General features: G+C 68.8%; 21 protein-coding genes and 3 tRNA genes. 18 read left to right on the plus strand and 6 right to left on the minus strand.

Translation table 11 applies throughout. The features are described 5' to 3' along the window. The first annotated feature begins 34 nt into the window (after window positions 1–34). The 8 genes from KNN16_RS02110 to KNN16_RS02145 all read left to right on the plus strand — a co-directional run bounded on the left by KNN16_RS02110 (window position 35) and on the right by KNN16_RS02145 (window position 7076). Entirely contained in the window at window positions 35–1192 is a 1158-nt protein-coding gene (locus KNN16_RS02110; RefSeq protein WP_303898444.1) for a M20 family metallopeptidase, read from the plus strand. A 43-nt stretch (window positions 1193–1235) separates the two neighbouring features. Next, a complete protein-coding gene (locus KNN16_RS02115; protein WP_303898446.1) occupies window positions 1236–2015 on the plus strand; it encodes an NAD-dependent deacylase in 780 nt (259 codons plus the stop codon). A gap of 18 nt (window positions 2016–2033) precedes the next feature. Further along, window positions 2034–2840: a DUF4388 domain-containing protein gene (locus tag KNN16_RS02120; RefSeq protein ID WP_303898448.1), complete on the plus strand. Its 807-nt coding sequence runs from the start codon at window positions 2034–2036 to the stop codon at window positions 2838–2840. A 30-nt stretch (window positions 2841–2870) separates the two neighbouring features. Beyond that, window positions 2871–3410, plus strand: coding sequence for an ATP/GTP-binding protein (locus tag KNN16_RS02125; protein WP_299283903.1), 540 nt, complete (start codon window positions 2871–2873; stop codon window positions 3408–3410). Between the two features lies 1 nt (window position 3411). Then, window positions 3412–4197 (plus strand): alpha/beta fold hydrolase, encoded by a 786-nt coding sequence (locus tag KNN16_RS02130; protein WP_299283905.1) that lies wholly within the window; start codon window positions 3412–3414, stop codon window positions 4195–4197. 93 nt (window positions 4198–4290) lie between these two features. Next, window positions 4291–5607, plus strand: coding sequence for a hypothetical protein (locus KNN16_RS02135; RefSeq protein WP_200808113.1), 1317 nt, complete (start codon window positions 4291–4293; stop codon window positions 5605–5607). 34 nt (window positions 5608–5641) lie between these two features. Continuing rightward, a complete protein-coding gene (locus KNN16_RS02140) occupies window positions 5642–6799 on the plus strand; it encodes a hypothetical protein (RefSeq protein ID WP_303898451.1) in 1158 nt (385 codons plus the stop codon). Window positions 6800–6815: 16 nt separating this feature from the next. After that, window positions 6816–7076 carry a DUF2283 domain-containing protein gene (locus KNN16_RS02145; protein ID WP_303900581.1) on the plus strand — a complete coding sequence of 87 codons (261 nt, stop codon included), beginning with the start codon at window positions 6816–6818 and terminating at the stop codon, window positions 7074–7076. Window positions 7077–7098: 22 nt separating this feature from the next. Here the strand turns inward: KNN16_RS02145 and KNN16_RS02150 are convergent, their stop codons facing one another. The 5 genes from KNN16_RS02150 to lepB all read right to left on the minus strand — a co-directional run bounded on the left by KNN16_RS02150 (window position 7099) and on the right by lepB (window position 11986). Next, the gene (locus KNN16_RS02150; protein ID WP_303898453.1) at window positions 7099–9228 is read right to left on the minus strand and encodes a penicillin-binding transpeptidase domain-containing protein; all 2130 of its coding nucleotides are present in this window, start codon (window positions 9226–9228) and stop codon (window positions 7099–7101) included. After that, window positions 9225–10040, minus strand: coding sequence for a tyrosine-type recombinase/integrase (locus KNN16_RS02155; protein ID WP_303898455.1), 816 nt, complete (start codon window positions 10038–10040; stop codon window positions 9225–9227). The genes KNN16_RS02150 and KNN16_RS02155 overlap by 4 nt, the downstream gene beginning before the upstream one ends. A gap of 162 nt (window positions 10041–10202) precedes the next feature. Then, window positions 10203–10475 (minus strand): YgiT-type zinc finger protein, encoded by a 273-nt coding sequence (locus KNN16_RS02160; protein ID WP_088570992.1) that lies wholly within the window; start codon window positions 10473–10475, stop codon window positions 10203–10205. A gap of 47 nt (window positions 10476–10522) precedes the next feature. Beyond that, a complete protein-coding gene (gene deoC / locus KNN16_RS02165) occupies window positions 10523–11200 on the minus strand; it encodes a deoxyribose-phosphate aldolase (RefSeq protein ID WP_299283922.1) in 678 nt (225 codons plus the stop codon). Window positions 11201–11380: 180 nt separating this feature from the next. Further along, on the minus strand, window positions 11381–11986 hold the full coding sequence (gene lepB, locus KNN16_RS02170) for a signal peptidase I (protein WP_299283924.1): 606 nt from the start codon (window positions 11984–11986) through the stop codon (window positions 11381–11383). Window positions 11987–12268: 282 nt separating this feature from the next. On the opposite strand from lepB, the gene KNN16_RS02175 reads away from it, so the two are divergent. Further along, the gene (locus tag KNN16_RS02175; RefSeq protein WP_303898457.1) at window positions 12269–13651 is read left to right on the plus strand and encodes an RsmB/NOP family class I SAM-dependent RNA methyltransferase; all 1383 of its coding nucleotides are present in this window, start codon (window positions 12269–12271) and stop codon (window positions 13649–13651) included. Between the two features lie 55 nt (window positions 13652–13706). On the opposite strand, the gene KNN16_RS02180 is transcribed toward KNN16_RS02175, so the two are convergent. Beyond that, a complete protein-coding gene (locus KNN16_RS02180; RefSeq protein ID WP_303898459.1) occupies window positions 13707–15704 on the minus strand; it encodes a helicase-associated domain-containing protein in 1998 nt (665 codons plus the stop codon). Window positions 15705–15850: 146 nt separating this feature from the next. Between KNN16_RS02180 and KNN16_RS02185 the strand changes: the two genes are divergently transcribed. The 9 genes from KNN16_RS02185 (at window position 15851) to KNN16_RS02225 (ending at window position 22231) form a co-directional block, all read left to right on the plus strand. Beyond that, window positions 15851–17719 (plus strand): PQQ-binding-like beta-propeller repeat protein, encoded by a 1869-nt coding sequence (locus tag KNN16_RS02185; protein ID WP_299283930.1) that lies wholly within the window; start codon window positions 15851–15853, stop codon window positions 17717–17719. A 156-nt stretch (window positions 17720–17875) separates the two neighbouring features. Then, entirely contained in the window at window positions 17876–18811 is a 936-nt protein-coding gene (locus tag KNN16_RS02190; protein ID WP_303898461.1) for a PP2C family serine/threonine-protein phosphatase, read from the plus strand. After that, window positions 18808–20298 carry a VWA domain-containing protein gene (locus KNN16_RS02195; RefSeq protein WP_303898463.1) on the plus strand — a complete coding sequence of 497 codons (1491 nt, stop codon included), beginning with the start codon at window positions 18808–18810 and terminating at the stop codon, window positions 20296–20298. Before KNN16_RS02190 ends, KNN16_RS02195 begins: the two co-directional genes overlap by 4 nt. Then, a complete protein-coding gene (locus KNN16_RS02200) occupies window positions 20295–20792 on the plus strand; it encodes an FHA domain-containing protein (protein WP_299286110.1) in 498 nt (165 codons plus the stop codon). Before KNN16_RS02195 ends, KNN16_RS02200 begins: the two co-directional genes overlap by 4 nt. Before the next feature lie 14 nt (window positions 20793–20806). Continuing rightward, a complete protein-coding gene (locus tag KNN16_RS02205) occupies window positions 20807–21052 on the plus strand; it encodes a hypothetical protein (protein WP_273095242.1) in 246 nt (81 codons plus the stop codon). A gap of 2 nt (window positions 21053–21054) precedes the next feature. Continuing rightward, the gene (locus KNN16_RS02210) at window positions 21055–21825 is read left to right on the plus strand and encodes a response regulator transcription factor (protein ID WP_303898466.1); all 771 of its coding nucleotides are present in this window, start codon (window positions 21055–21057) and stop codon (window positions 21823–21825) included. A gap of 158 nt (window positions 21826–21983) precedes the next feature. Further along, window positions 21984–22058: transfer RNA gene (locus tag KNN16_RS02215), tRNA-Pro, on the plus strand. Between the two features lie 5 nt (window positions 22059–22063). Continuing rightward, window positions 22064–22137: transfer RNA gene (locus tag KNN16_RS02220), tRNA-Gly, on the plus strand. A 22-nt stretch (window positions 22138–22159) separates the two neighbouring features. Then, window positions 22160–22231 (plus strand) — tRNA-Ile (locus KNN16_RS02225). The last annotated feature ends 86 nt before the right edge of the window (window positions 22232–22317 follow it).

Below are 22317 nucleotides of genomic sequence, written 5' to 3' on the forward strand. Positions count from 1 at the left end.
GCGTTTTCCATCCTCAATTCAGGAGATGCGAACGATGGGCGAGGTCTGGCCGTCCCGCTGGATGGAAACCTTCCTCCGGCTTCAGGAGGAGCTGGTGGCGCTGTTGCGGGAGCTGGTCCTCCGCGAGTCGCCCACCACCGAGAAGGCGGCGGTGGACCGGCTGGGGGAGTTCGTGGCCGAACGCCTGCGGGAGCTGGGGGCTCAGGTGGAGCGGATCCCCCAGGAGGCCGTCGGGGATCACTGGGTTGCCACCTGGGGCGATCCGGAAGCCTCCACTCAAATCCTGACCCTCTGTCACCTGGACACGGTGTGGCCATTGGGGACCCTGGAGCGCATGCCCTTGCGGGAGGAGGACGGGCGCCTCTATGGGCCCGGCGTCTTCGACATGAAGGGCGGGATCGCTGTCCTCCTCGGCGCCCTTCAGGGCCTGCGGACGCTCGGCCTCCATCCCCCTCACCGCGTCCGGATGCTGTTCACCAGCGATGAGGAGACCGGCAGCGAGACCTCCCGCCCGCTGATCGAGGAGGAGGCCCGGCGCAGCCATCTGGTCCTGTGCCTGGAGCCCGCCCTCCCCGACGGCAGCCTGAAGACGTTCCGCAAAGGGGTGGGGGATTTCATCGTGATCGCGCACGGGCGCTCCGCCCACGCCGGCGCCGATCCCCAGCGCGGGATCAACGCCATCGAGGAGCTGGCGTATCAGATCATGCGCCTGCGCGCCCTGGCCGATCCCCGCCGCGGCACCACCGTGACGGTGGGGGTGATCCGGGGCGGCACCCGACCCAACGTGGTGCCGGAATACGCGGAGATGGTGGTGGACGTGCGGGTGGCGACCCGGGCGGAGATGGACCGGATGGAGAAGGCCTTCCGGAGCCTGCGGCCGGTCCTGGACGGCGCCCGTGTGGAGGTGCGGGGAGGGTTTAACCGACCCCCGATGGAGCGGGACGCCCGGATGGTCGCCACCTTCCGGCGGGCCTGCGCCATCGCGGCCGAGCTGGGGCTGACCCTCACGGAGGGGGGGACCGGCGGGGGGAGCGACGCGAACTTCACCGCCGCCCTGGGCGTCCCCACCCTGGATGGCCTGGGGGCGGTGGGCAACGGCGCCCATGCCCTGGATGAGCACGTGTGGATCGCCTCCCTCCCGCAACGGGCCGCCCTGGTCGCCGCTTTGCTGGCCCGGTGGACGGTATTATAAACAAGGGAGCGCGGCGCAACGGCCGAAGGGGAGGGAGGTGGGCATGGAAGAGCTGGCCCGCGCGGCGGAGATGATCCGCCGGTCGCGTTATCTGGTGGCCCTGACCGGGGCCGGGATCAGCACCCCCTCGGGGATCCCGGATTTCCGGAGCGAAGGCTCCGGGCTGTGGACGATCTACGATCCGATGGAGGTGGCCTCCATCTGGGCCTTCTCCCGCCGTCCCGAAGCGTTTTTTGAGTGGGTGCGTCCCCTGGCCCGTATGATCCGGGAGGCCCGGCCCAACCCCGCCCATTACGCCCTGGCCCGCCTGGAGGCCGCCGGCATCCTCAAAGCCCTGATCACTCAGAACATTGATGAGCTTCACCAGAAGGCGGGCTCCCGTCGGGTCATCGAGGTGCACGGGCATCTGCGGGAGGCCACCTGCATCCGGTGCTACCGCAAGGTCCCCGCCGCCCCTTACCTGGACGCTTTTCTGGAGAACGGGACGATCCCGCGCTGCGAGGTGTGTGGGGGAGTGCTCAAGCCGAACGTCATCCTGTTCGGGGAGCAGCTGCCGGCCCAGGCTTTCCTCGCCGCCCAGCAGGAGGCCCGCCGGGCGGATGTCTTCCTGGTGGCCGGCTCCTCCCTGGAGGTGGCCCCGGCGGGGGATCTCCCCATCCTGGCCAAGGAGCACGGGGCCCGCCTGATCCTGATCAATCTCTCCCCTACCGCCGCCGACCGTTATGCGGATCTGCAGATCCGCGGGGATGTGGCGGAGATCCTCCCCCTCCTGGTGGACGCCGTGCTGGGACCCGCGCGGGAGGAGGCCTCTGCTGCGGAATGAACGTTCAGGAGGACCGGGATGGCGTTGAGGGGAAACCTGCGGGATTTCCACACCACCCAGTTGCTGAACCTCATCCACCTGGCCCGGAAGACCGGGACCCTGACGGTGGAAAGCCGCAACGGCACGGCCCAGTTGTGCTTTAAGGACGGCAAGCTGATCTACGCGGCTTTAGACCGTCAGGACGGCCGCCTGGCCGATGTGCTGATCCGGGCCGGGAAGCTCCGCCCGGAACAGCTGCAAGCGTTGGACCTCTCCCGGGTTCAGGATGACAAGGTCCTGGGGTTGAAATTGATCGAGGCCGGCTACGTGACCCAGCAGGACATCCTCGCCAGCCTGCGGGCGCAGATGCTGGATGTGGTCTATCGGCTGTTCGCCTGGAACGAAGGCGCCTTCCGCTTCGAGCCCCACCTCCAGCCGGTCCAGAACCGCATCCCGGTCCCCGTGGACCTGGAGAACATCATCATGGAGGGGGTCCGCCGCCTCCGGGAGGTGGAGCGCCTGAAGGAGGAGCTGCCGGATCTGGACATCCCCGTCCGGCTGACCAGCCGCCCCGAAACCATCCGCAAGGTGCAGCTGAGCCCCGAGGAATGGCGGGTGATCAGCCAGGTCAACGGGCGGAACACCATCGAGCAGATCATGCGCCGTCTGAACATGGACGAGATCCAGATCCGTCGCATCATCTACGGGCTCCTCCAGGCCGGCCTGATCGAGCTCGGCGCCCCGCCTCCGGCCGCGCCGCCGCCCGGAGTCCCGACCCCCAGGCCCGGCAGCGGCGTCTCCCGCTCCGTCGTGGAGAAGCTGATCAATTACTTCCGCAGGCTGTGAGGTCCTATCCCCCAGGAGGGCAGACGATCCATGCAGGCGGTGAAGATCGTGGTGACCGGGCCTTTCGCCTCGGGCAAGACCCAGTTCATCCGCACCATCAGCGAGATCGAAGTGGTCTCCACCGAGCGGCGGATCTCCACGCCGGCGGAGCGGGCCGTCAAGGACCAGACCACGGTGGCCATGGATTTCGGGCGGATCACCATCGATAAGGACCTCGTGCTGTATCTGTTCGGCACGCCGGGCCAGCGACGCTTCGATTTCATGTGGGAGATCCTGGCCGAGGGGATGCTGGGCTTCATCGTCATGGTCGATAGCACCAGACCGGAAACCTTCCGCGAGGCCCGCAACATCCTGGACACCTTCCGCCGCTACGCCCAGACCCCCTTCGTGGTCGCCGCCAACAAGCAGGACCTTGAGGACGCCTGGGATCCGGAGGACGTCCGCATCGCCCTGCGCCTGGACGGCCGGGTCAAGGTGCTCCCGTGCGTGGCCACCCGCCGCGACAGCGTGAAGAACGTGGTCCTGGAGCTGCTCTACGCCATCCTGGAAGAGCTGTCCGCTTCCCGCTAAGATGAGCTCCATCGTTACGGAACAGGGGATCGTCCATTATGAGGTCATCGGGCGAGGCCGGCCGGTGATCTTCCTGCACGGATGGCTGGGCTCCTGGGCTTATTGGATCGACACGATGAACGCCCTGTCCCGCCATTGCCGTTCTTACGCGCTGGATTTCTGGGGATTCGGGGAGTCCGATCGCCAGCGCGCCAGCTTCACGGTCCCCAGCTTCATCGATCTGGTGACCCAGTTCATGGATCGTCTGGGGATCGCCTCGGCCGCCCTGGTCGGCCACTCCATGGGTGGGACGGTCGCCCTGGGGGTCGCCCTGGCCCATCCGGAGCGGGTGACCCGGGTGGCGGTGGTGGGTTCCCCGATCACGGGAAGCTCCCTGAATTTCTTCCTGAAAATGGCCGGGCGGCCGTTCTGGGCCTTCCTGGCCTACACCTTCCCGGTGGCGGTGAAGGCGGGGACCTATCTGGCCTCGCCGACCATCACCCGGGCGTGGCGGACCTGGTATCGGATGTGGGAGCGGGATCTCTCCCGCACTTCATTGCGCTCGTTCTTCCAGAGCATCGGGAGCCTCCACCGCACGGACCTGCGGCCGCGGCTCCGGGAGCTGCGCACGCCCGTCCTGGGGATCTATGGGGCCCGAGATAACATCGTCAACCCTGATCAGGCGTTCGTGCTGGCTCGGGAGGCCCCCCAGGCGTCGATCTTCTGGATGCCGGAGGCCGGCCACTTCCCCATGCTCGACGAGCCCGAACGCTTCCGGCAAGCCCTCGCGGATTTCCTGCTCGCATAAGCCGAAGGATCCGTCTGGACAGGCAAGGACCCGGAATCCTCCCCTCAGACAGAGCGTCGGTTAGCGTGCAATGACAGAGGGAAGGGGGGACTGATGAATGGGAAGTTGCGGAAGGTGATCATCCGGGATCGGCGGCTGATCCCGCCCTTCAACGAGCCGGCGCGGGATCTCATGGTGCTGAACAAGCCCCTCTGGTTGCACCAGCGGGATCTGCTCGCGCCTTACTGCGACGAGGAGCTGGAGGTGGACTCCCTGGACGAGGTGCCGGACGATCGTGTGCCGACCCTGGTGTATCGGGATAACCTCTTCTTCGATGAGCCCTTCCTGCGGACGTTCCTGGAGCGGGCGCGGCGCCTCAACAAGGCCTGCCGGGTGGCCTTCGCCCTCAACGACCCCGCCATCGTCCACCATGCCCTTCCCCTGCAGCGGGGCATCCGACGGGAGGGGGATGTCTATGTGGCCGACATGTGGTATTTCCCCTATGGGAAGGAATCCTACGCGCGCCCGCTGGTGATCGAAACCCTGGCCCGGGAGATCGGCTACTATCGGGTGCCGCGTTACATGGCGCCCCGCCAGGGGGATCTCACCTTCTGGGTGCCCTTGCGCGCCTTTCTTTCCATCGAGCACTGGGTCCATGTCTTCATGGCCAACTCCCCCTTCGGGATCTTCGCCGAGGGGGCCCGGATGGAGGACCGCATCCAGCGCCTGGACGTGAAATTGCGTATCCTCTGGCGGGCCATGCTGGAGCGCCGTCAGGTCCTCTCGTCCTCCGCGCTGGTGCGCATCGGCCGCAACGTCCAGATCGACCCCACGGCGGTCCTCCAGGGGCCGACGATCATCGGGGACAACGTGACCATCGGGGCGGGGGCGGTGGTGGCCAACAGCATTATCGGCAACAACGTCAACATCGGCCAGGGGGTTCAGGTGCTGCTGAGCGTGGTGGGGGACGGCTGCTTCCTTCCCTTCCGGGCGGCCCTTTTCATGACCACAATGATGGAACACTCCATGGTGGCCCAGAACACCTGCCTGCAGCTGTGCGTGGTGGGGCGCGACACGTTCATCGGGGCGGGGACAACCTTCACCGACTTCAACCTGCTCCCCAAGCCGATCCGCACTCACTTCCGCGGCGAGCTGGTGGAGGCCGGCATGCCGGTGCTGGGGGGCTGCGTGGGCCACCACTGCCGCCTGGGCTCCGGGCTGGTGATCTACCCCGCCCGCATGATCGAGTCCGACGTGGTCCTCTTCGCCACCTCCGACCATCACGTGATCACCCGGAACGTGTATTACGAGGACAGCGATCACCTGCGCATCCCGGGCGGGGCCGCCCTGTATCCGCGTTTGTATCCGCGGGAGGAAGAGGTTGGCCAGCCGGAGGCGGCCCCGGCTCTGGAGCGAGGGAACGCCCCTTAAGCGGCATCGGCGCGTGGGACCGGCGAGGTGGAGGATGGGAACCTTCGCCTTCATGATCCATCCGATCGACCCGAAGCGGGATGTGCAGCGGAAGTTCCCGCTGCTGGGCCGGCTGCTGCCCGAGCCGGCCATCCACTTCTTCTCCGCCTACTTCCCCCCGGTGTATCTCTCCCGCGTCACCGGGATCCGCTCCCGGGCCACCGGGAGGACGGTGGAGGGCTGGCTGCTGGCATGCCCGCTTACCCCGCAGCGGATGCTCTCCCTGCCGCTGGAGCGGGCCTATCGCAAGATCATCGAAACGGGGCGCCTGGCGGAGCGGCTCGGCGCCCGCATCCTCGGGCTGGGGGCCTTCACCGCGGTGATCGGGGACGCCGGGGTCACGGTGGCCAAAGGCCTGCGCATCCCGGTGACGACGGGGAACAGCTACACCGTGGCGGTGGCCCTGCAGGCCCTTCGGCAGGCGGCGGAGCGGATGGGGATCTCCCTTCCGGAGGCCACCGCGGCGGTGGTGGGGGCGGCCGGGGCCATCGGTCGGGTGGCCGCCCGGCTGCTGGCCCGGGAGGTGCCCCGGGTGATCCTGGCCGGGCGCCGGACGGAGCGGCTGGAGGCCATCCGGCTCCTCGTGGAGGCAGAAGGCGCGCGGGCGCAGGTGGCCGAAGGGCTGGAGGCCCTCCGGGAGGCCGATTTGGTCCTGGTGGTGAGCAGCTCCCCCGTCGCCATCATCGGACCGGAGCACCTGAAGCCCGGCGCGGTGGTTTGCGATGTCGCCCAGCCCCGCAACGTCTCCCCGGCGGTGGCTGCCCGGCGGGACGACGTCCTGGTCATCGACGGGGGGATCGTGGAGGTTCCCGGGGAGGTGGATTTCGGCTTCGATTTCGGGCTCCCCCCGCGCATGGCGTATGCGTGCATGGCGGAGACCATCACGCTGGCCCTGGAAGGCCGGTATGAGCCTTACAGCCTGGGCCGCCGTCTCTCCATCGAGCGGGTGGAGGAGATCGCCCGCCTGGCGGAACATCACGGCTTCCGTTTAGCCGGCCTCATGTCCTTCGGGCGCCCGCTGACCGAGGAAGCGATCGCCCGGATCCGCGCGAACGCCCGCCGGGAGCTCGCCGTGGCCCGCGGATATCCCGCCGCTCCGCCAGATCATGCCGTTGCGCGATTGGGAAGGCCCGAGCTCTCATCCGGGAGATAGATCGTTTTGAAAGATCATCTCCGACCGCAAGACGGACGCTTTGACGCTTATCTTCTCCGATTCCCCTGTAGCGGAAAGTGCCGAGATCAGGTCCAGGATGATTGGGGATTGCGACGTCTCGGGGGATCTGGTCTCTCCGGAGATCCTGGATGCGTTGCAGTGGATCCCATGGTCGGATGGGATGGAACATCAAGTTCTCCCTCCGGGGCTCGGTGAAGGATCGGATCGCCTGTCGGTCTCCACGGGGATCCCGGGTGAGCGCTTGGGTCTGCTGTAGGCGTGCTGGGATCGCCTCATCCTCACCGATCTTCCTGCGGGGGTGGGGTGGGCAGGGGGGTGAGGGGGAGGCTGTAGGCGGCCTCCAGGATCTGGCGGGCGATGGGGGCAGCGACGGCGGAGCCCTGGCCGCCGTTTTCGACGATCACCACGACCACCCGCTCCGGCCGATCCGCGGGGGCATAGCATGCGAACCACGCATGCGGCGGCCGCCCCGGAGCCGTCTCCGCCGTCCCCGTCTTGCCCGCCACCGCAAAGGGCATCCCCCGGAAGACCCAGGTGGCCGTCCCCCGGGGATGGGTGGTCACGCCCACCAGACCCTCCCGGATGACCGCCAGGGCCTCCTCGGGAACGGGGAGACGCCCCTGGATCTCCGGGGGGAAGGTCTCCTCGGGGACCCCGGGGGCGGGGCCGATGCGCTGCACCAGCCGGGGCCGGTAGAGGATCCCCCCGTTGGCGACTGCCGCCAGCATCCGGGCGATCTGCAATGGGGTCACCAGGAGATCGCTCTGCCCAATGGACATGTTCACCGCGTCCCCCACCGACCAGGGTCGACCCCCTTGTTGCGCCCGCCACGCCGCGTCCGGCACCAGCCCGGCCTCCTCCGGCACCCCCCGGATCCCGGTGGGAGCGCCCAGCCCGAAGGCCCGGGCCATCCGCGGGAGGAGATCCGGATCCTGCTGATGGAGGGCGAACCCAAGTTGATAGAAGGCCACGTTGCAGGAGACGGTGAGGGCGGTGGGAAGATCCACCATGCCGTGGCCGGTCCGCAGCCAGCACCACTTCCGATAACCCGGCCCCAGGCCATCCCAGTAGCCCGGATCCTGAAAGGTGCTGCGGGCGGTGAACCCGTGGGTCAGGGCAGCGGCCATCACCACGATCTTAAAGATCGAGCCGGGGGGATACAGGCCCTGGGTGGCCCGGTTCAGGAAAGCCCCCGGTGGGGGCGGCGGCGGGTTCGGCCCGAACAGGGCGTTGGGATCAAAGGCCGGCCGGCTGACCATGGCCAGGATGTCCCCATTGCGCGGATCCATCACCACCACCGCTCCCGTCCGATCCCCGAAGATCTCCTCCACCCGAGCCTGGAGCTCCCGATCCAGGGTGGTGGTGATGGGGCGGCCCGGCGTGAAAGGCCGCTCGGCGAGCAGCCGCGAGGGACCGTCCTCCGGGCGGGAGGGCTGGATCCACAGGCGGCCGCCGTGAGTCCCGGCCAGGTAAGGCTCCCCCCATGCCTCTAAGCCCATCCGCCCCACCCACTCGTCGCCCCGATAGCCCCGGCGCCGCCACGCGTCCAATTCCTCGGCCGGGATCTTGCCCACGATCCCTACCGTCTGCGCCGCCACGCCCGCGTAGATCCGTCCGCTGCGGGAGCGCAGGACCACGCCGGGGGTGGCCTCCAGGTCGGTCAGGAACGGCGCCACCCGATCGGCGGGGAGGGCGAGGACCGGCATATACCAGTCCGGCTGCCCGCCCGCGTAACGCGCCCGGATGGTCTCCGGAGGGAGCCCGGTGGCCTGGGTCAGGCGCGCGAGCAGTTGCCCCTCGTCGGCGATCTGCCCCGGCACCACGCCGATCTCCACCCATTCCCCCTGGACGGCCAGGCCGCGTCCTTCGCGGTCGTAGAGGTTGGCCCGCTCGGGGATCACGTATTCCACCTGCAGCCGTTCGCCCTCCCGAAGCTCCGGCCAGAGGAGGGCATCCCGCCAGACCACCCGCCAGCCGCCGGCGGTCCAGCGCAGCTCCAGCGTGCCCTCCGCCTCGCGCTCCCCGAACAGGGCGGTCTTCCAGCGGATGCGGTAGCGGGCCCGGGCGCTCTCTCCCTCTTCGATCAGGCTCAACGGCTGGATCTCGATGGCCTGCACCCCGGCGGCGTTGAGGGTCTCCCGCCAGCGCGCCTGGAGGTCCTCCCGGGGCATGGCCGCCTGGGAGGCAGGGGTGAGCAGCGCCCAGAGTTCGTCGATCGCTTCCCGCGTAAGGGCCTCCAGCGCCGCCGTCGCCGTCCCGGCCGGGGAAGGCCGGGGCGTGGGGGTCGGCGGCACCGGGCTCGGCGTGGGAGGGGGAGGCGAAAGAACCCGGCACGCGCTCAGCCACCCTCCCGCCGCGGCCGGAAGCGCCCGCAACAGGAAGGTCCGACGGGTCCATCCCTTCCTCATCCTGCCTCCTTCCCCGGGGTCGAGAAGGGAAGGCCCGGGGGCTGCCGCAACCGTTCTGGGGAAACGTCCAGGAGCCCTGCCCGCCGGCCGAGGGCCCGGATCGCCCGCCACAGGCCCTGGCGGGTAAGCGGATCCCCCCGGCGGTTGAGGAGCAGGGCCCGGTTCTCCGGGTCCCGAACCAGACGAGGGCGTCCCGTCTGGAGATACCGGATCAGGGACTCCCGAACCGGCGCCGGGAGCGTGTAGATGCGCCAGCCGGCGCGGGTCTGGATCCGCAGGCGCTCCCCCTCTGGATCGATGTCCTCCAGGGTGAGGGCAACGGCCTGGCCGGCCCGCAACCCCAGTTTGCCGATGAGATGCAAGATCAGGCGGTCTCGTAGCCCCAGGGGGGTCTCCGGAAGGGACCGGGCGAAGTCCATCAGGCGCTGGCGCTGATCCGGGGGAAGGGGGAGCCGGGAGCCCCGGGTGGGGAGGCGCCAGCTCAGCGCGAGGGCCGGGTTCTCCGCGATGGCTCCTTCCTGCGCCAGGAAGCGGAAGAAGGCCCGCAGGACAGCCAGCCGCTGATTCCATGTGCGGACCGATCCGCCGCGCTGGAGCACGTTTTCATCCAGGAAGCGTTGCAACGCCGGGGCGTCCACCTCAGCCCAGCGGCGGAAGCCCCGGGCCTCCAGGAAACGGACGAGCCGGAAGAGGACGTGTCGATAAGAGCGGAGGGTGGAAGGGGCAGTTCCCTCCGCGGCGATCCGGGCGTCCAGGAAGCGGAGGACCCAGATCCCGAGGGCTTCTGATGGAGCATCCGTTCGGGCGTTCATCCCGAGCGCGCACCTCCGATCCACAGGCGCTGGGCTTCCCCTTGGGTGTATCCCAAAATTGTAGGACAACTGCGAGCAGTTGTCCTGCAAGGCGGCCAGGCCCGACAAAATCGGGACACACCCTTCCCCTTGGGCGGCGTGCGGGAAGGGAAGGGGACGGGCTCAGGCGGGACGCCGATGCGTTCCCCACCCCGGGCCCTGGGGGCGATCGGGAGGTTCCACCCCGAGGTCCTGGGCCTGCCCGCCCTCCTCGCGAGGGCCGATGAGCGGCATCAGCTGGAGCAGGGCTTCCTCGTCATACTGGCGGTTGCCGCACACATCGCAGATATAGGCGGGCATGTTCGGGATGACGATGAAGAAGTCCCCGTGGTAGCCGGCGTAGGTGATCCGGCGCGGCCGCATATAGCCGATCCGGCAGTTCGGGCAGGGCCACATCGAAACCTCCTGGTTGAATCCCTTCGACGCCCAGGCCGAGGTGCCGCTCAGCCGGCGCGGAGCGGCAGGGCTTCCAGGATGGCGACGGTGGCGCTGGTCCCCAATCGGGTGGCGCCAGCCTCGATCAGGGCGATGGCCTGTTCCGCCGTGCGGATGCCGCCGGAGGCCTTCACCCCGATTGTGGGGCCTACCGCCTGGCGCAGAAGCGCGACGTCCTCCACCGTCGCCCCGCCCGGCCCGAAGCCGGTGGAGGTCTTCACGAAATCCGCCCCGGCCTCGACGGCCAGGCGGGCGGCCCGGATTTTCTCCTCCGGGCGGAGCAGGGCGGTCTCCAGGATCACCTTGCAGACGGCTCCCGCGGCGTGGGCCACCGCGATGATCGCCTGCAGATCCGCCCGCACCGCCTCGATCGCCCCGGCCCGGAACAGGCCGATGGGGAGCACGATGTCGAGCTCCTGAGCGCCCTGGGCCAGGGCCAGGCTGGCCTCGGCCACCCGCACCGCCGTGAGGCTCGCCCCCAGGGGGAACCCCACCACCGTGGCCACCTTCACCGGGGTTCCGGCCAGCCGTTCGGCCGCGCGGGCGACATAGATGGGGTTCACACACACCGCCGCGCAGCCGTAACGCACGGCCTCCTCACACACCCGGTCGATGTCCGCCGGGGTGGCCTCCGGGCGGAGCAACGTATGATCGATCCGCGCGGCCAGCGCCTCCCGAGTCCACATCGTCAAGGATCCGATCGCCTCATGAATGGCCTGCGCATGGATGGATCGCTTCCTGTTCGAGACGGGAAGGGTCGCGGCGAAAGCCGCCCCTACTTTTGGATGGCAGGATGTATGCCGAAATGAATTTCGGCTGGCGTTGTGGGCCGCGGCCGGCGCGGCCCCTGGGGTGGCACCGGGTCCTTAGGGCACCTCCCTCCCAAAGGGATTCCGGATCAGGCCCCAGCGGGAGGGCGGCCAGTAGATCAACCATGCCTTCCCAATGATGGCCGAGCGGGGGAGGGTCCCCCAGTTGTGGGAGTCGTTGGACGCGTTGCGGTTGTCGCCCAGGACGAAATATTCCCCAGGCCCCAGAGTCACCGGCCCATAGGTATATCCCATCGGGCCGCGGATGTAAGGCTCCTCCAGGGGATGGCCGTTGATGAAGACCTTGCCGTCCCGGATGGCGATGGTCTCCCCCGGCAGCCCGATCACCCGCTTGATGAAATCGCGGGAGGGATCGTGAGGGAAACGGAAGACCACGACGTCCCCCCGCTGGGGGGAACCGAACCAGTAACTGACCTTGCTGATCAGCACGTATTCCCCATCGTGCAGGGTGGGCTCCATGCTGGAGCCTTCGATGCGGAAGCGGGCAGTGGCTGTGTTGACCAGAGCCATCGCCACCAGCACGATCAGGGCGGTCTCGATCAGCTCCCGCAGGAAGGCGATCAGCGGGTGCGAGCCTCGCTCCGCCCGCTCCAGGATCGGTTCTGTGGATTCCAGCGCCACCGGTGTGCGCGGCTCCTCCATACTCTCTTCCTCCGGGACCGGATTATACGCCGCCTTCCCCGGGGGGTCCAGTTCATCGCCCGCGGATCGAGCGGCGAGCCGGAGCGCGGACGCATGCCAGGAGCTGCCGGCTTTCCTCGAAGAGTCCGTGAAAGCCGCAGAGCCGATGGGAGGCCTTTCAAGGCCGCCCACCGAGGTCCTCTCCGCGTCGAATTCGCCCGGCTCGGGTTTGGGCGCATGTCGCGGCGTCCAGATAATGGGAGGGAGGAGCTGCGAGGCGGATGATCTGGTGGAGCGAGGCGGATGACCTTCCCGGAGCGGTTCGTCCGGCGGATGCAGGGGTGGTTGGGGCCGGAGGCGGAGCCCTTCCTTCAGGCTCTGAGCGGGCCCTACCGCACCGGCCTGCGGGTCAACACCCTCAAGATCGACCCGGAGGCCTTCCGGTCCCGTTCCCCGTTTCCGCTTTCCCCGGTCCCCTGGTGCCCGGAGGGCTTCGTCCTGGAGGACCTCGAAGCCCGGCCGGGCCTGCATCCGTATCACGCCGCCGGCCTGTATTATCTGCAGGACCCTTCGGCGATGGCGGCGGCGATCCTGCTGGACCCCCAGCCGGGGGAGTGGGTGCTGGATCTGGCCGCAGCGCCCGGCGGAAAGACCACCCACATCGCCGCACGGATGCGCAACACCGGGGTTCTCGTGGCGAACGAGATCCAGCCCCGGCGGGCCTCGGTGCTGGCCCTGAATGTGGAACGCATGGGGGTAACCTGCGCGCTGCTGACCAACGAGACCCCGCAGCGCCTGGCCCGGCGCTGGGAGGGGTTGTTCGACCGCGTGCTGGTGGACGCGCCGTGCTCCGGGGAGGGGATGTTCGCCCGGGACCCCGAGGCCATCCGGGCCTGGAGCATGGAGCGGGTGCGTCGCTCCGCCGGGTTGCAGAAGGCCATCCTCACGGAGGCCGCCCGGATGGTGCGGCCGGGAGGCTGGCTTCTGTATGCCACCTGCACCTTCGCCCCGGAGGAGAACGAGGGGGTGGTGGACGCCTTCCTGCGCGCCCATCCGGAGTTCGACCTGGTGGATCCCCCCCGCCATCCGGCCTTCGACCGGGGACGCCCGGAATGGATCGAGGGGGGAGATCCCCGTCTGGTCCGCGCCGTGCGGCTGTGGCCACACCGGGGGCCGGGGCACGGGCACTTCTACGCGCTCTTCCGGCGGAGGGGGGAGGAGCGGCCCCATCGTCCGGGACCGGAGAGCGATCTGCCGGGCCGGGTTCGGCGGGCTCTGGAAGCTTTCTGGGAGAAAACCCTGGAGGCGCCCCTGCCGGAGGACGGTTTGATCCTGCGAGGGGATCACGTCTATCGGACGCCGATGGCGCCGGCGTTGTGGCGGGGGTTGCGGGTGCTGCGGCCGGGATGGTGGCTGGGCCGGGCGCGTGACGATCGCTTTGAGCCGGACCACGCCCTGGCGATGGCCCTGGATCCACGGCGGGTGCGTCAGGTGCTGGAGCTCTCGCTGGACGATCCCCGGGTGGCTGCGTATCTGCAGGGGCATCCCCTGGAGGGGCCGTGGGAGGAGGGATGGACCCTCATCGCTCTGGAGGGCTTCCCGCTGGGCTGGGCCCGGGCCGAGCGCGGTCGGCTCAAAAACCTCTACCCTCGCCACCTGCGGGCCATTGGATGGTGGGAAGCGTAAGCGGACGCCTGGGTCGGATCACCCGTTCGGGCCCTGGCCCTGGAGGAGACCGGTTTCACCGGACTTCCTCTACAGTGATCCCCATGGCTTCCAGCCAGGCCTTCAGGGCAGAGGCGTGATCGGCCCGCACCATCAGGGTGTGGGCGTCCAGGGGACGGACCCAGGGGGAAAGGGCAGGCTCCCGGCACAGCGCCTCCAGGATCTCCGGCCGATCCATCCGCAACAGGATCACCGGCTCCCAGCGCGCCCGCGGCGGATGCTCGCTCCAGGTCAGCAGCCGGGCCAGCAGCCCTGCCGGCAGCGGCCCCCGATGCACCTGTTGCAACCGTTGCAGGATCTCCGAAAGGCTTAACCCGGCCTCCCGACCTGCCTGCAGCGACGCCTCCGTGATCCGGAATCCCTCCGGGGTGCGTTCGGTGAACGGCTCCAGCAATCGCTCCACCCCCGGATGGGGGAAGGGCCCGGTCCAGCGCAAGATCCCGGAATCCTCCGCCACCACCTGATTGCGCAGATCCTCCGATCGGAACCCGCTCATCCACGGCCGGATCCCCCGCGCCCGCCAGCGGGCCGCCAGTGCCTCGGCCCGCTCCCCGGTCCAGCCCAGGCCCTCCCCCAGGGGTCGGAGGGACGGATCCGCCGGGAGCCCGTCTTCCCCGCTCCGGACCAGGGTCACCCGCCGGTAGATTCGCACCCGATTGAACCGCCGGTGCCAATCCTCCAGGGAGCGTCGCACGTTCGGCGGAAGAGGCTCGCCGCTGATCCCCTCCAGGAAGCGGATGACGCGCGGGATGTCCCAGCCCTGGGAGAGCCCTCGATACAGGGCCTCGCGGGTGATCTGATAAATGGAGATCGGCTCCCCCGGCGTCGGCTCCGTGAAGGCCTCCAGGGCGGTGCGAACCGCCTCCGAGATCGGCTCGAAAGCCAGGATCCGGAAATCGGGCTGGACGACAAGGCGCCCACCCTCCTCCGGCAGCGCCACCGGTTCCCCCACCCCCAGCATCCAGGCTCCGAAGGCGGTCAGCCGCGCCATCGTCCAGCGCCCGCCTCGATCCCCTCGGTCCAGAACGCCGAGCCAGTGCAGCGGCCAGAGGGTTTCCTCCATCAGCCAGGCTTTCCAGCGAGCGGCCCGCTCCTGACCGGCCGGGGAGAGGGGGTCCGGCGCGCGCGCGGCTGGCTCCCGCAGGGCGGCCGCCACCAGGGCGGGCAGGGGGATCCACGCCCCGGCCTCATGCCCACGCAGCCCCTGCTCGAGGCGCGCCCTCAAAAGCTCCGGGGAGAGATGCTCCCCTTCTTCCCCCTCGGAGATCCCGGCGCCCTTCCAGGCGTGGAAGGCGGCGGCCGCGCGATCGGTCGCCTCCTGCTCCCAGAAGGGGTGCAGGGTCTCCAGGATCAGGGTCGCCCCATGGGTCCGAAGCACACCCATGCGTTCCAGCAGGCGCCGGAGGAAGGTGATGTACGCGAGGTCGCGCGGGGAGCCGGCGAGGCCCAGCCAGCGCTGGAGGGCGCGAACCCACCGCGCCGGCAACCGTCCATCCCGGGTCAGGGCGATCCCAGAGGAGCGGCGGAGGAACCGGGCCATCCGCCCGAGGTCCCGCGCCAGCCGTTGGGGAGAGGCCGGATACACGCGATCCGGTGGAAGAGACGGAAGCACCGGGAGGGCAGCGGCCACCTCGTCCGGCAGGACCGCTTCTCCCTGGGGCCGGAGGGAGCGCACGCGCAATCCCCCGCGATGCCAGTAAATCAGACCCAGGGCCGCCAGATGGACGGCCAGCTCCTCGAAGGGGATCGCTGGGGTGTCCTCCGCCGTCGCCTCATATAAAATCGAAAGGACAAGAGCGGGCATCGATCCGCCCGCCTGCTGCAGGCCCTCCACCAGCCAGCGGCCCTCTGCCGGCAGGCCCGTCCAGAGGGCCGCCAGCCGGTCCCGATCGCTCAGGCGGGCAAGGGTCTGCTCCTCAGCGCCCGATCCCTCCTCCGCCGGCCATCCCTGCTGGCGGAGGATGTGGGCGACCAGGGAGGGATCATAGTGCGCGACCAGCTCGTTCAACCGCATCGCCCCCCTTCCCACCCCTCCGAGGCCCCCCCGGAGGACCCCCGGGGGAGATGACCAAAGTCCGGTATAAGGATTTTAACCATAGCGGTATCATAGGAGGGCAGACGGCGATGGCGCCTGGGATCCCGGATCCAGGGAAGAGAGGGATGGAGACGCAGAAGCTGGACCCGACGCAGATGCCCACCTTGCTGAAGCCAGGGGAGGTGCTCCAGGGGCGATATCGGATCGAGCGGGTGCTCGGCGCGGGGGGGATGAGCACCGTGTATCTGGCCCTGGACCTCCGGTTCCCCTCGGTGCGTCGGTTGTGTGCGCTGAAGGAGATGATCAGCCATATCCCAGACCCCCGGATGCGGGCGCTGGCCCAGCAGAGCTTCGAGCGCGAGGCGGCGATGCTGGCCACCCTCAGCCATCCCGCCATCCCCAAGATTTACGACTACTTCACAGAGGGCGAGCGCCACTACCTCGTCATGGAGTATATCCCCGGGGAGGACCTGGAGACACGGTTGCGGCGCACCGAGGGGATGCTGCCCGTGGAGGAGGTGGTGAGCTGGGCAGTGCAGATCTGCGATGTGCTGCACTATCTTCACTCTCAGCAGCCGCCGATCATCTTCCGGGATCTCAAGCCCTCAAACATCATGGTCGACCCTTACGGGCGGGTGTTCCTGGTGGACTTCGGGATCGCCAAGGTGTTCCAGGCCGGCCAGCGGGGGACGATGATCGGCACCGAAGGCTACAGCCCCCCGGAGCAGTATCGCGGGATCGCGGATCCACGCACGGATATCTATGCCCTGGGGGCCACGCTCCATCACCTGCTGACGCGGCAGGACCCGCGCCTGGAGCCCCCCTTCTCCTTTCACGAACGGCCCATCCGTCGGGTCAACCCGGCGGTCCCCGAGGCCCTGGCCCAGGTGATCATGCGCGCCCTGGAATATGACCCGGACCGGCGCTTCCAGTCGGCGATGGAGATGAAACAGGCCCTTCTTGCGGCCATGGGGATGCCAGCGGCCTCGCGCTCCCCGGCCATCCCCTCGGTCCGGGCTTCCTCCACCCCTTACCGGGTGAAATGGATCTTCGCCTGCGAGGATGAGATCCGCTCCCGCCCGGTGGCCGCGGAAGGAATGCTCTTCGTTACCTCCTACGACCACAACGTCTACGCCCTCTCGGCGGAGGATGGGAAGCTCCGCTGGAAATTCGCCGCGGAGGGCGGCATCGGCGGGGCGGTGGCGGTGGCCGGGGACCGGCTGGTGGTGGGCTCGCTGGACCGCCGGCTCTACGCCCTGCGGATCCGGGACGGTCAGTTGCTGTGGACCATGGAGGCGGGCGGGCCGATCTACACCACCCCTCGTATCGTCGCCGGGGTGGTCTTCTTCGGCGCCGATGATGGCTTCTTCTACGCCGTCGACCTGGAGACCGGACGCGTCCTCTGGCGGGTGGATCTCGCCGCGCCCATCCGCTCCTCCGCCGGCTTCTACGGGGAGACCCTGGTGGTGGGGGTCGAGGACGGCGGCGTCTACGCCCTGGACATGCGGGGGAACATCCGCTGGCAGTTCACCGCCCGCAGGGGGGTTACCGCCTCGCCGTGGATCGACGCCGAGCTGGCTGTGGTGGGTTCCTGGGACTGGCATGTCTACGCTCTGGACGCGCGCACCGGATGGGCCATCTGGCGGTTCCGCACCGGCCGGCCGGTCCTCTCCTCCCCGGTGGCGGCCGAGGGGGTGATCTATGTGGGCTCCGCCGATGGCTTTCTCTACGCGCTGAACGCGCGGACCGGCAACCCGAACTGGCGGTTCCAGACCGGCGGACAGGTCAACGCGCCTCCCCTCCTGCTTGAGGGACAGGTCCTGGTGGGATCCACAGACGGCCGCCTTTACGCGGTGGACGCCCGCACCGGCAACGCCCTCTGGTCCTTCCAGACGGAGGGTCCCATCGTTTCCGCCCCTGAGTGGTGGGAGGGGACGCTATATGTGACCTCGATGGACCATCGGGTTTACGCCTTGAGCCCGGTGGGAGCGTAAAGCGGGATCCGATGCGATTCGTGAGGGTTCGGACTGCAGGAGCGGTCTTCGCCGCGACCCTGTGAGATCGAAGAGGGAGGTTCGGGGCTGAAGCCCCTCCTCGAAAAATCATGGGCCCGTCCGATCCCCGGACCGGGCCTCGGGGGGAGGAAAGGGATGAAATGGCTGCGACGGCTGTTCGGGAAGCGCAGGATGGAGAAAGAACCCTCCGCGCCGGAGGTGGCGGAGCCGCCGGCGGCGGCCGCCCCAGCCTCCGGAGTGCCGGCGGAGGCGGCCCCACCCTCGCCGGAGCCGTCTGGAGGAACCATGCCCCTTCCCCCTATGCCCCCTCGCTCCGCCGTCGGGCTGCGCTTCGGCTGGGCCACCGACCCCGGCCTGATCCGGGCCCGCAACGAAGACGCGCTCCTGATCCTGCACACCGTTTACGAGGGGTCCGGGAGCCTGCTGCCGGTCGGGCTCTTCCTGGTGGCTGATGGGATGGGCGGCCATCGGGGGGGCGAGCAGGCCAGCGATCTCGCCGTCCGGGAGATCGCCCGTTACCTGGCCAGCCATCTCTTCATCCCGCACCTCGCCCGTCGCGTCCCGGACCATCCGATCAAGGAGCTGTTGGAGGAAGCGGTCCGCGCGGCCAACGCCCAGATCCTCCAGGCGGTCCCCGGGGGCGGAACCACTGTGGTCGGCGCCCTGATCATCGGGGACAGCGTTCACCTCATCCACGTAGGGGATAGCCGGGCCTATCTGGTCTGGCCGGACCGCCTGGAGCAGCTGACCGAAGATCATTCCCTGGTGCAGCGGATGATCTCCCTTCAGGGCATCCGCGCGGAGGAGGCAGCCGGGATCCCCCGTAACCTCCTGTATCAGGCCCTGGGGCATCCCAGCCGGCTGAGCCCGGGTTACCGTCGGATCTCCCTTCCCCCGGATGCCTGGCTCATGCTGTGTACCGACGGGCTGTGGGGGGAGGTCCCCGAGGAGCAGATCCTTCAGACGATCTGGGAGAGCGCCTCTCCGCAGGAGGCATGCGATCGTCTGGTTCAGCAGGCCCGGGCGGCCGGAGGCCATGACAACATCTCGGTGATCCTGGTCGGGCGATGAGCGGCCACGAGGAGTTCCTGGATTACTACGCCATCCTGGGCGTTCCGCCCACGGCCAGCCCGGAGGAGATCAAGCAGGCTTTCCGGGCGCTGGCGCGCCGGGTCCATCCCGATGTGATGCCCGGGGCGGAGACCTCCTTGCTGTTCCGGCTGGTCCACGAGGCCTATGAGGTCCTCTCCGATCCCGAGCGGCGGGCGGCGTATGATCGGCAGCGGCAGGCACGGTGGAGCGACCCGGGCTTCGCCCTGCGGGGGCAGCTGCTCCTCAGCCGGCCCCGGTTGCCGGCCCTGTCGACCTCCCAGATCCTCTACGCTCTGCTCACCATTGAGATGCCCCCGGAGGCCCAACCCTCGCGCCGGCCGGTGGATCTGGCCCTGGTGATAGATCGAAGCAATTCCATGCGGGGGCCGCGTCTGGACCAGGCGAAGGCCGCTGCCCTGGAGCTGGCCGCCCATCTGCAGCCCGGGGATCGACTGGCGGTGGTGGCTTTCCACAACCGGGCGGAGGTCGTCTGGCCGTTGAGCCCGGCGGAGGAACGCCATCGGCTGCATAGTCGGCTGGCCACCCTGGAGGCCGGCGGGGGCACCGAGATCTATCGGGGGCTCCTTTTGGGGTTCCAGGAGCTCTTCCGCGCCCGGCGGGCAGGCGCTTCGGCCCATCTGATCCTGCTTACCGACGGCCGAACCTACGGAGACGAGGATCGCTGCCGGGAGCTCGCGGAGCAGGCCCGTCAGGTGGGCATCGGGATCAGCGCGTTCGGAATCGGCGAGGACTGGAACGACGAGCTGCTGGACGAGATCGCTGCCCGCAGCGGTGGGATCTCCGGTTACATCACCTCGCCGGAGGAGATCCGCCAGCGTTTCCTGGAGCACCTGCGGCTGCTGGAGGAGCTCGGCGCGGAGGACCTCCGCCTGATCGTGGAACCGGCCGAGGGCGTCCAGCTCACCGGGCTGTATCAGATCCGCCCGGAGCTGCGGGTTCCACCGCGGGAGGACACCGGCTGGTATCTGGGCTCGCTGCACCTCTCCCGGCCGATCCAGGTGCTCCTGGAGTTCGCCCTGCCTCCCCTGGAGCCCGGCTGGCGGGAGCTCGCCCACCTGGACCTGCGGGGACAGGTCCCGGGGAACCCGTCTCGCCCAATCCGGGCGCAGTGGATGGTGCAGGCGCCGGTTCTCCCGGAGGAGCCGTTGACGGTGGAGCCCCCTGGTCCGCTATGGGAGGCCCTGGCCCGGGTGGTGATCTACCGCCTGCAGGAGCAGGCCTGGGCGGCCGTGCGGGCTGGGAGATGGGAGGAAGGCGCCCGTCGGCTCCAGCAGGTGGGAACCCGCCTCCTGGAGCTGGGAGCGACGGATCTGGCCCGGGAGGCGCTGGAGGCCGCCACCCGCCTGTTGCAGGGTCAGGCGGTTCCCAGAGGCCAGCAGCTCGCCTTAAAATACAAAACGCGGATGCTGATGCTTCCGCCCCCTGATTCGGGAGGACCCTCATGATCGAGTGTCCGTTGTGCGGGCGCAAATATCCGGTCGGGGCCCTGTTCTGCCCGGAGTGCGGCGTGTATCTGCTCACGGGCGGCCCCCTGCGCACGGAACCGCTTCCGGAGGGGGTTCCTTCTCCCATCGGAACAGCCTCCGGGCGCGCCGCGGAGGCTCCCACCGCGCCGCAGAGCTTGGTGCTGCAGGTGCTCACCTCCGGCCGCCGGATTGTGATCCGCCCGGATCAGGAGGTGCTCCTGGGGCGGCTGGACGTGGGCCGCGGCATCTTCCCCCAGGTGGACCTCACGTCCGACGGGGGTCTGGAAGGCGGGGTGTCCCGCCGCCACGCCCGGGTGTTCTACCAGGACGGCCGGTTCTACATCGAGGATCTGGGCAGCACCAACGGGACGTATCTCAACGGGACGCGTCTGGCGCCTTACTCCCCGCAGGCCCTGGGGGAGGGCGACGAGATCCGGCTGGGTCAGATCCCGATTCGGGTGGCGCTGGCGTAAGGAGGATCTCCCATATGGCCTACACGGTCCTCATCCATCTGATCAATGCGGATCCGCTCCTGGCGGAGGTGGAACGGCTGCCCGAGCCTCAGGATCAGGTGCTGATCTGCAGCAACGTCCGCCTCCGCGATGGGAAGGAGGTGCATTACATTGACCCGGAGGCGGTGCAGGTGATCATCCCCTGGCATCGGATCTCCTTCGTGGAGGTCCTGAGCGCCCGCGAGGAGGCCGAGATCATCAGCTTCGTGCGGGAGCGGTGAAGATGGTTCAGGCGCCGGTTCGGCCGGAAGCGCGGGAGCGTCGACGGATCCTCATCGTGGACGATGAGGCGCGGGTGCGGCAGTTCGTCCGCATGAACCTGGAGCTGGAGGGCTTTGAGGTCTTCGAGGCCTCCAACGGCCTGGAGGCCCTGGAGAAGGTCAAAGAGTTGCTGCCGGATCTGGTGATCCTGGATGTGATGATGCCGGAGCTGGACGGCTTCGAGACCCTGGCCATAATCCGGGAGGTGAGCTCGGTCCCGGTGATTATGCTCACGGTGCGGGCGGATGAGGCGGACAAGGTCCGGGGGCTGGAGCTGGGGGCGGACGATTATGTGACCAAGCCCTTCTCGCCTCGGGAGCTGATCAGCCGCATTAAGGCTGTCCTGCGCCGGGTGGATACCCCGGCCACGGCGGGCGGGGCGGTGCAGATTGATGATTACCTGACCATCGACTTCAACCGGCGGGTGGTGATCGCCGGGGGCAAAGAGATCAAGCTGCGGCCTACGGAGTGGCGGCTGCTGTATCATCTGGTGAACAATGCGGGGCGGACCCTCAGTCACGAAAGCCTGCTGGCCAAGGTGTGGGGCTACGAATACCGGGACGAGACCCATTACCTGCGGCTCTACATCAATTACCTCCGTCAGAAGATCGAGCCGGACCCCTCCCGCCCGCGTTACATTCTCACCGAACGGGGGGTGGGTTACCGGTTCGTGGACTTCCGGGGCGGGGAGCTGGAGCGGCTGAAGCGTCAGGCGGCGGACGCCTCTTCCTGAGCCCGGAGGCCTTGATCCGGGTGCGTCCCAATCTTGTCGGGCCTGGCCGCTTTGTAGGACAACTGCTTGCAGTTGTCCTACGATTTTGGGACACACTCCCTTGATCCTCCTTGCTCCCCAAAATCCTCCCGGGATGATATAATTAAAAGCGCAAGCATCGGGGCGTGGCGCAGCCAGGTTAGCGCACCACGTTTGGGACGTGGGGGTCGTCGGTTCGAATCCGACCGCCCCGACTCGGGCGGGCGTAGCTCAGTCCGGTAGAGCGCCTCCCTTCCAAGGAGGATGTCGCGGGTTCGAATCCCGTCGCCCGCTCCTCTTCAATGAGGGATAGGGTGGGCCCGTAGCTCAACGGCAGAGCAGCCGGCTCATAACCGGTCGGTTGCAGGTTCGAATCCTGCCGGGCCCACAAGGGGGAGGGTGCCCGCCGTCGGAGCGTGGAAAGGGGGGTGAGCACGGCGCCGTGGAGGAGGGCAGGCCCCCCGGGTTGGGCTC

The organism is Thermoflexus hugenholtzii, assembly GCF_018771565.1.
Lineage (GTDB): Bacteria > Chloroflexota > Anaerolineae > Thermoflexales > Thermoflexaceae > Thermoflexus > Thermoflexus hugenholtzii_A.

Excerpts from the sequence above, each read along its gene's own strand:
- KNN16_RS02180 (WP_303898459.1), bottom strand. The coding sequence starts at position 15,704 with ATGCGGTTGAACGAGCTGGTCGCGCACTATGATCCCTCCCTGGTCGCC.
- KNN16_RS02120 (WP_303898448.1), top strand. The coding sequence starts at position 2,034 with ATGGCGTTGAGGGGAAACCTGCGGGATTTCCACACCACCCAGTTGCTG.
- KNN16_RS02190 (WP_303898461.1), top strand. The coding sequence starts at position 17,876 with ATGAAATGGCTGCGACGGCTGTTCGGGAAGCGCAGGATGGAGAAAGAA.
- KNN16_RS02115 (WP_303898446.1), top strand. The coding sequence starts at position 1,236 with ATGGAAGAGCTGGCCCGCGCGGCGGAGATGATCCGCCGGTCGCGTTAT.
- KNN16_RS02155 (WP_303898455.1), bottom strand. The coding sequence starts at position 10,040 with ATGAACGCCCGAACGGATGCTCCATCAGAAGCCCTCGGGATCTGGGTC.
- lepB (WP_299283924.1), bottom strand. The coding sequence starts at position 11,986 with ATGGAGGAGCCGCGCACACCGGTGGCGCTGGAATCCACAGAACCGATC.
- KNN16_RS02140 (WP_303898451.1), top strand. The coding sequence starts at position 5,642 with ATGGGAACCTTCGCCTTCATGATCCATCCGATCGACCCGAAGCGGGAT.
- KNN16_RS02130 (WP_299283905.1), top strand. The coding sequence starts at position 3,412 with ATGAGCTCCATCGTTACGGAACAGGGGATCGTCCATTATGAGGTCATC.
- deoC (WP_299283922.1), bottom strand. The coding sequence starts at position 11,200 with ATGTGGACTCGGGAGGCGCTGGCCGCGCGGATCGATCATACGTTGCTC.
- KNN16_RS02200 (WP_299286110.1), top strand. The coding sequence starts at position 20,295 with ATGATCGAGTGTCCGTTGTGCGGGCGCAAATATCCGGTCGGGGCCCTG.
- KNN16_RS02195 (WP_303898463.1), top strand. The coding sequence starts at position 18,808 with ATGAGCGGCCACGAGGAGTTCCTGGATTACTACGCCATCCTGGGCGTT.
- KNN16_RS02160 (WP_088570992.1), bottom strand. The coding sequence starts at position 10,475 with ATGTGGCCCTGCCCGAACTGCCGGATCGGCTATATGCGGCCGCGCCGG.
- KNN16_RS02185 (WP_299283930.1), top strand. The coding sequence starts at position 15,851 with ATGGAGACGCAGAAGCTGGACCCGACGCAGATGCCCACCTTGCTGAAG.
- KNN16_RS02210 (WP_303898466.1), top strand. The coding sequence starts at position 21,055 with ATGGTTCAGGCGCCGGTTCGGCCGGAAGCGCGGGAGCGTCGACGGATC.
- KNN16_RS02175 (WP_303898457.1), top strand. The coding sequence starts at position 12,269 with ATGACCTTCCCGGAGCGGTTCGTCCGGCGGATGCAGGGGTGGTTGGGG.
- KNN16_RS02110 (WP_303898444.1), top strand. The coding sequence starts at position 35 with ATGGGCGAGGTCTGGCCGTCCCGCTGGATGGAAACCTTCCTCCGGCTT.
- KNN16_RS02135 (WP_200808113.1), top strand. The coding sequence starts at position 4,291 with ATGAATGGGAAGTTGCGGAAGGTGATCATCCGGGATCGGCGGCTGATC.
- KNN16_RS02205 (WP_273095242.1), top strand. The coding sequence starts at position 20,807 with ATGGCCTACACGGTCCTCATCCATCTGATCAATGCGGATCCGCTCCTG.
- KNN16_RS02150 (WP_303898453.1), bottom strand. The coding sequence starts at position 9,228 with ATGAGGAAGGGATGGACCCGTCGGACCTTCCTGTTGCGGGCGCTTCCG.
- KNN16_RS02125 (WP_299283903.1), top strand. The coding sequence starts at position 2,871 with ATGCAGGCGGTGAAGATCGTGGTGACCGGGCCTTTCGCCTCGGGCAAG.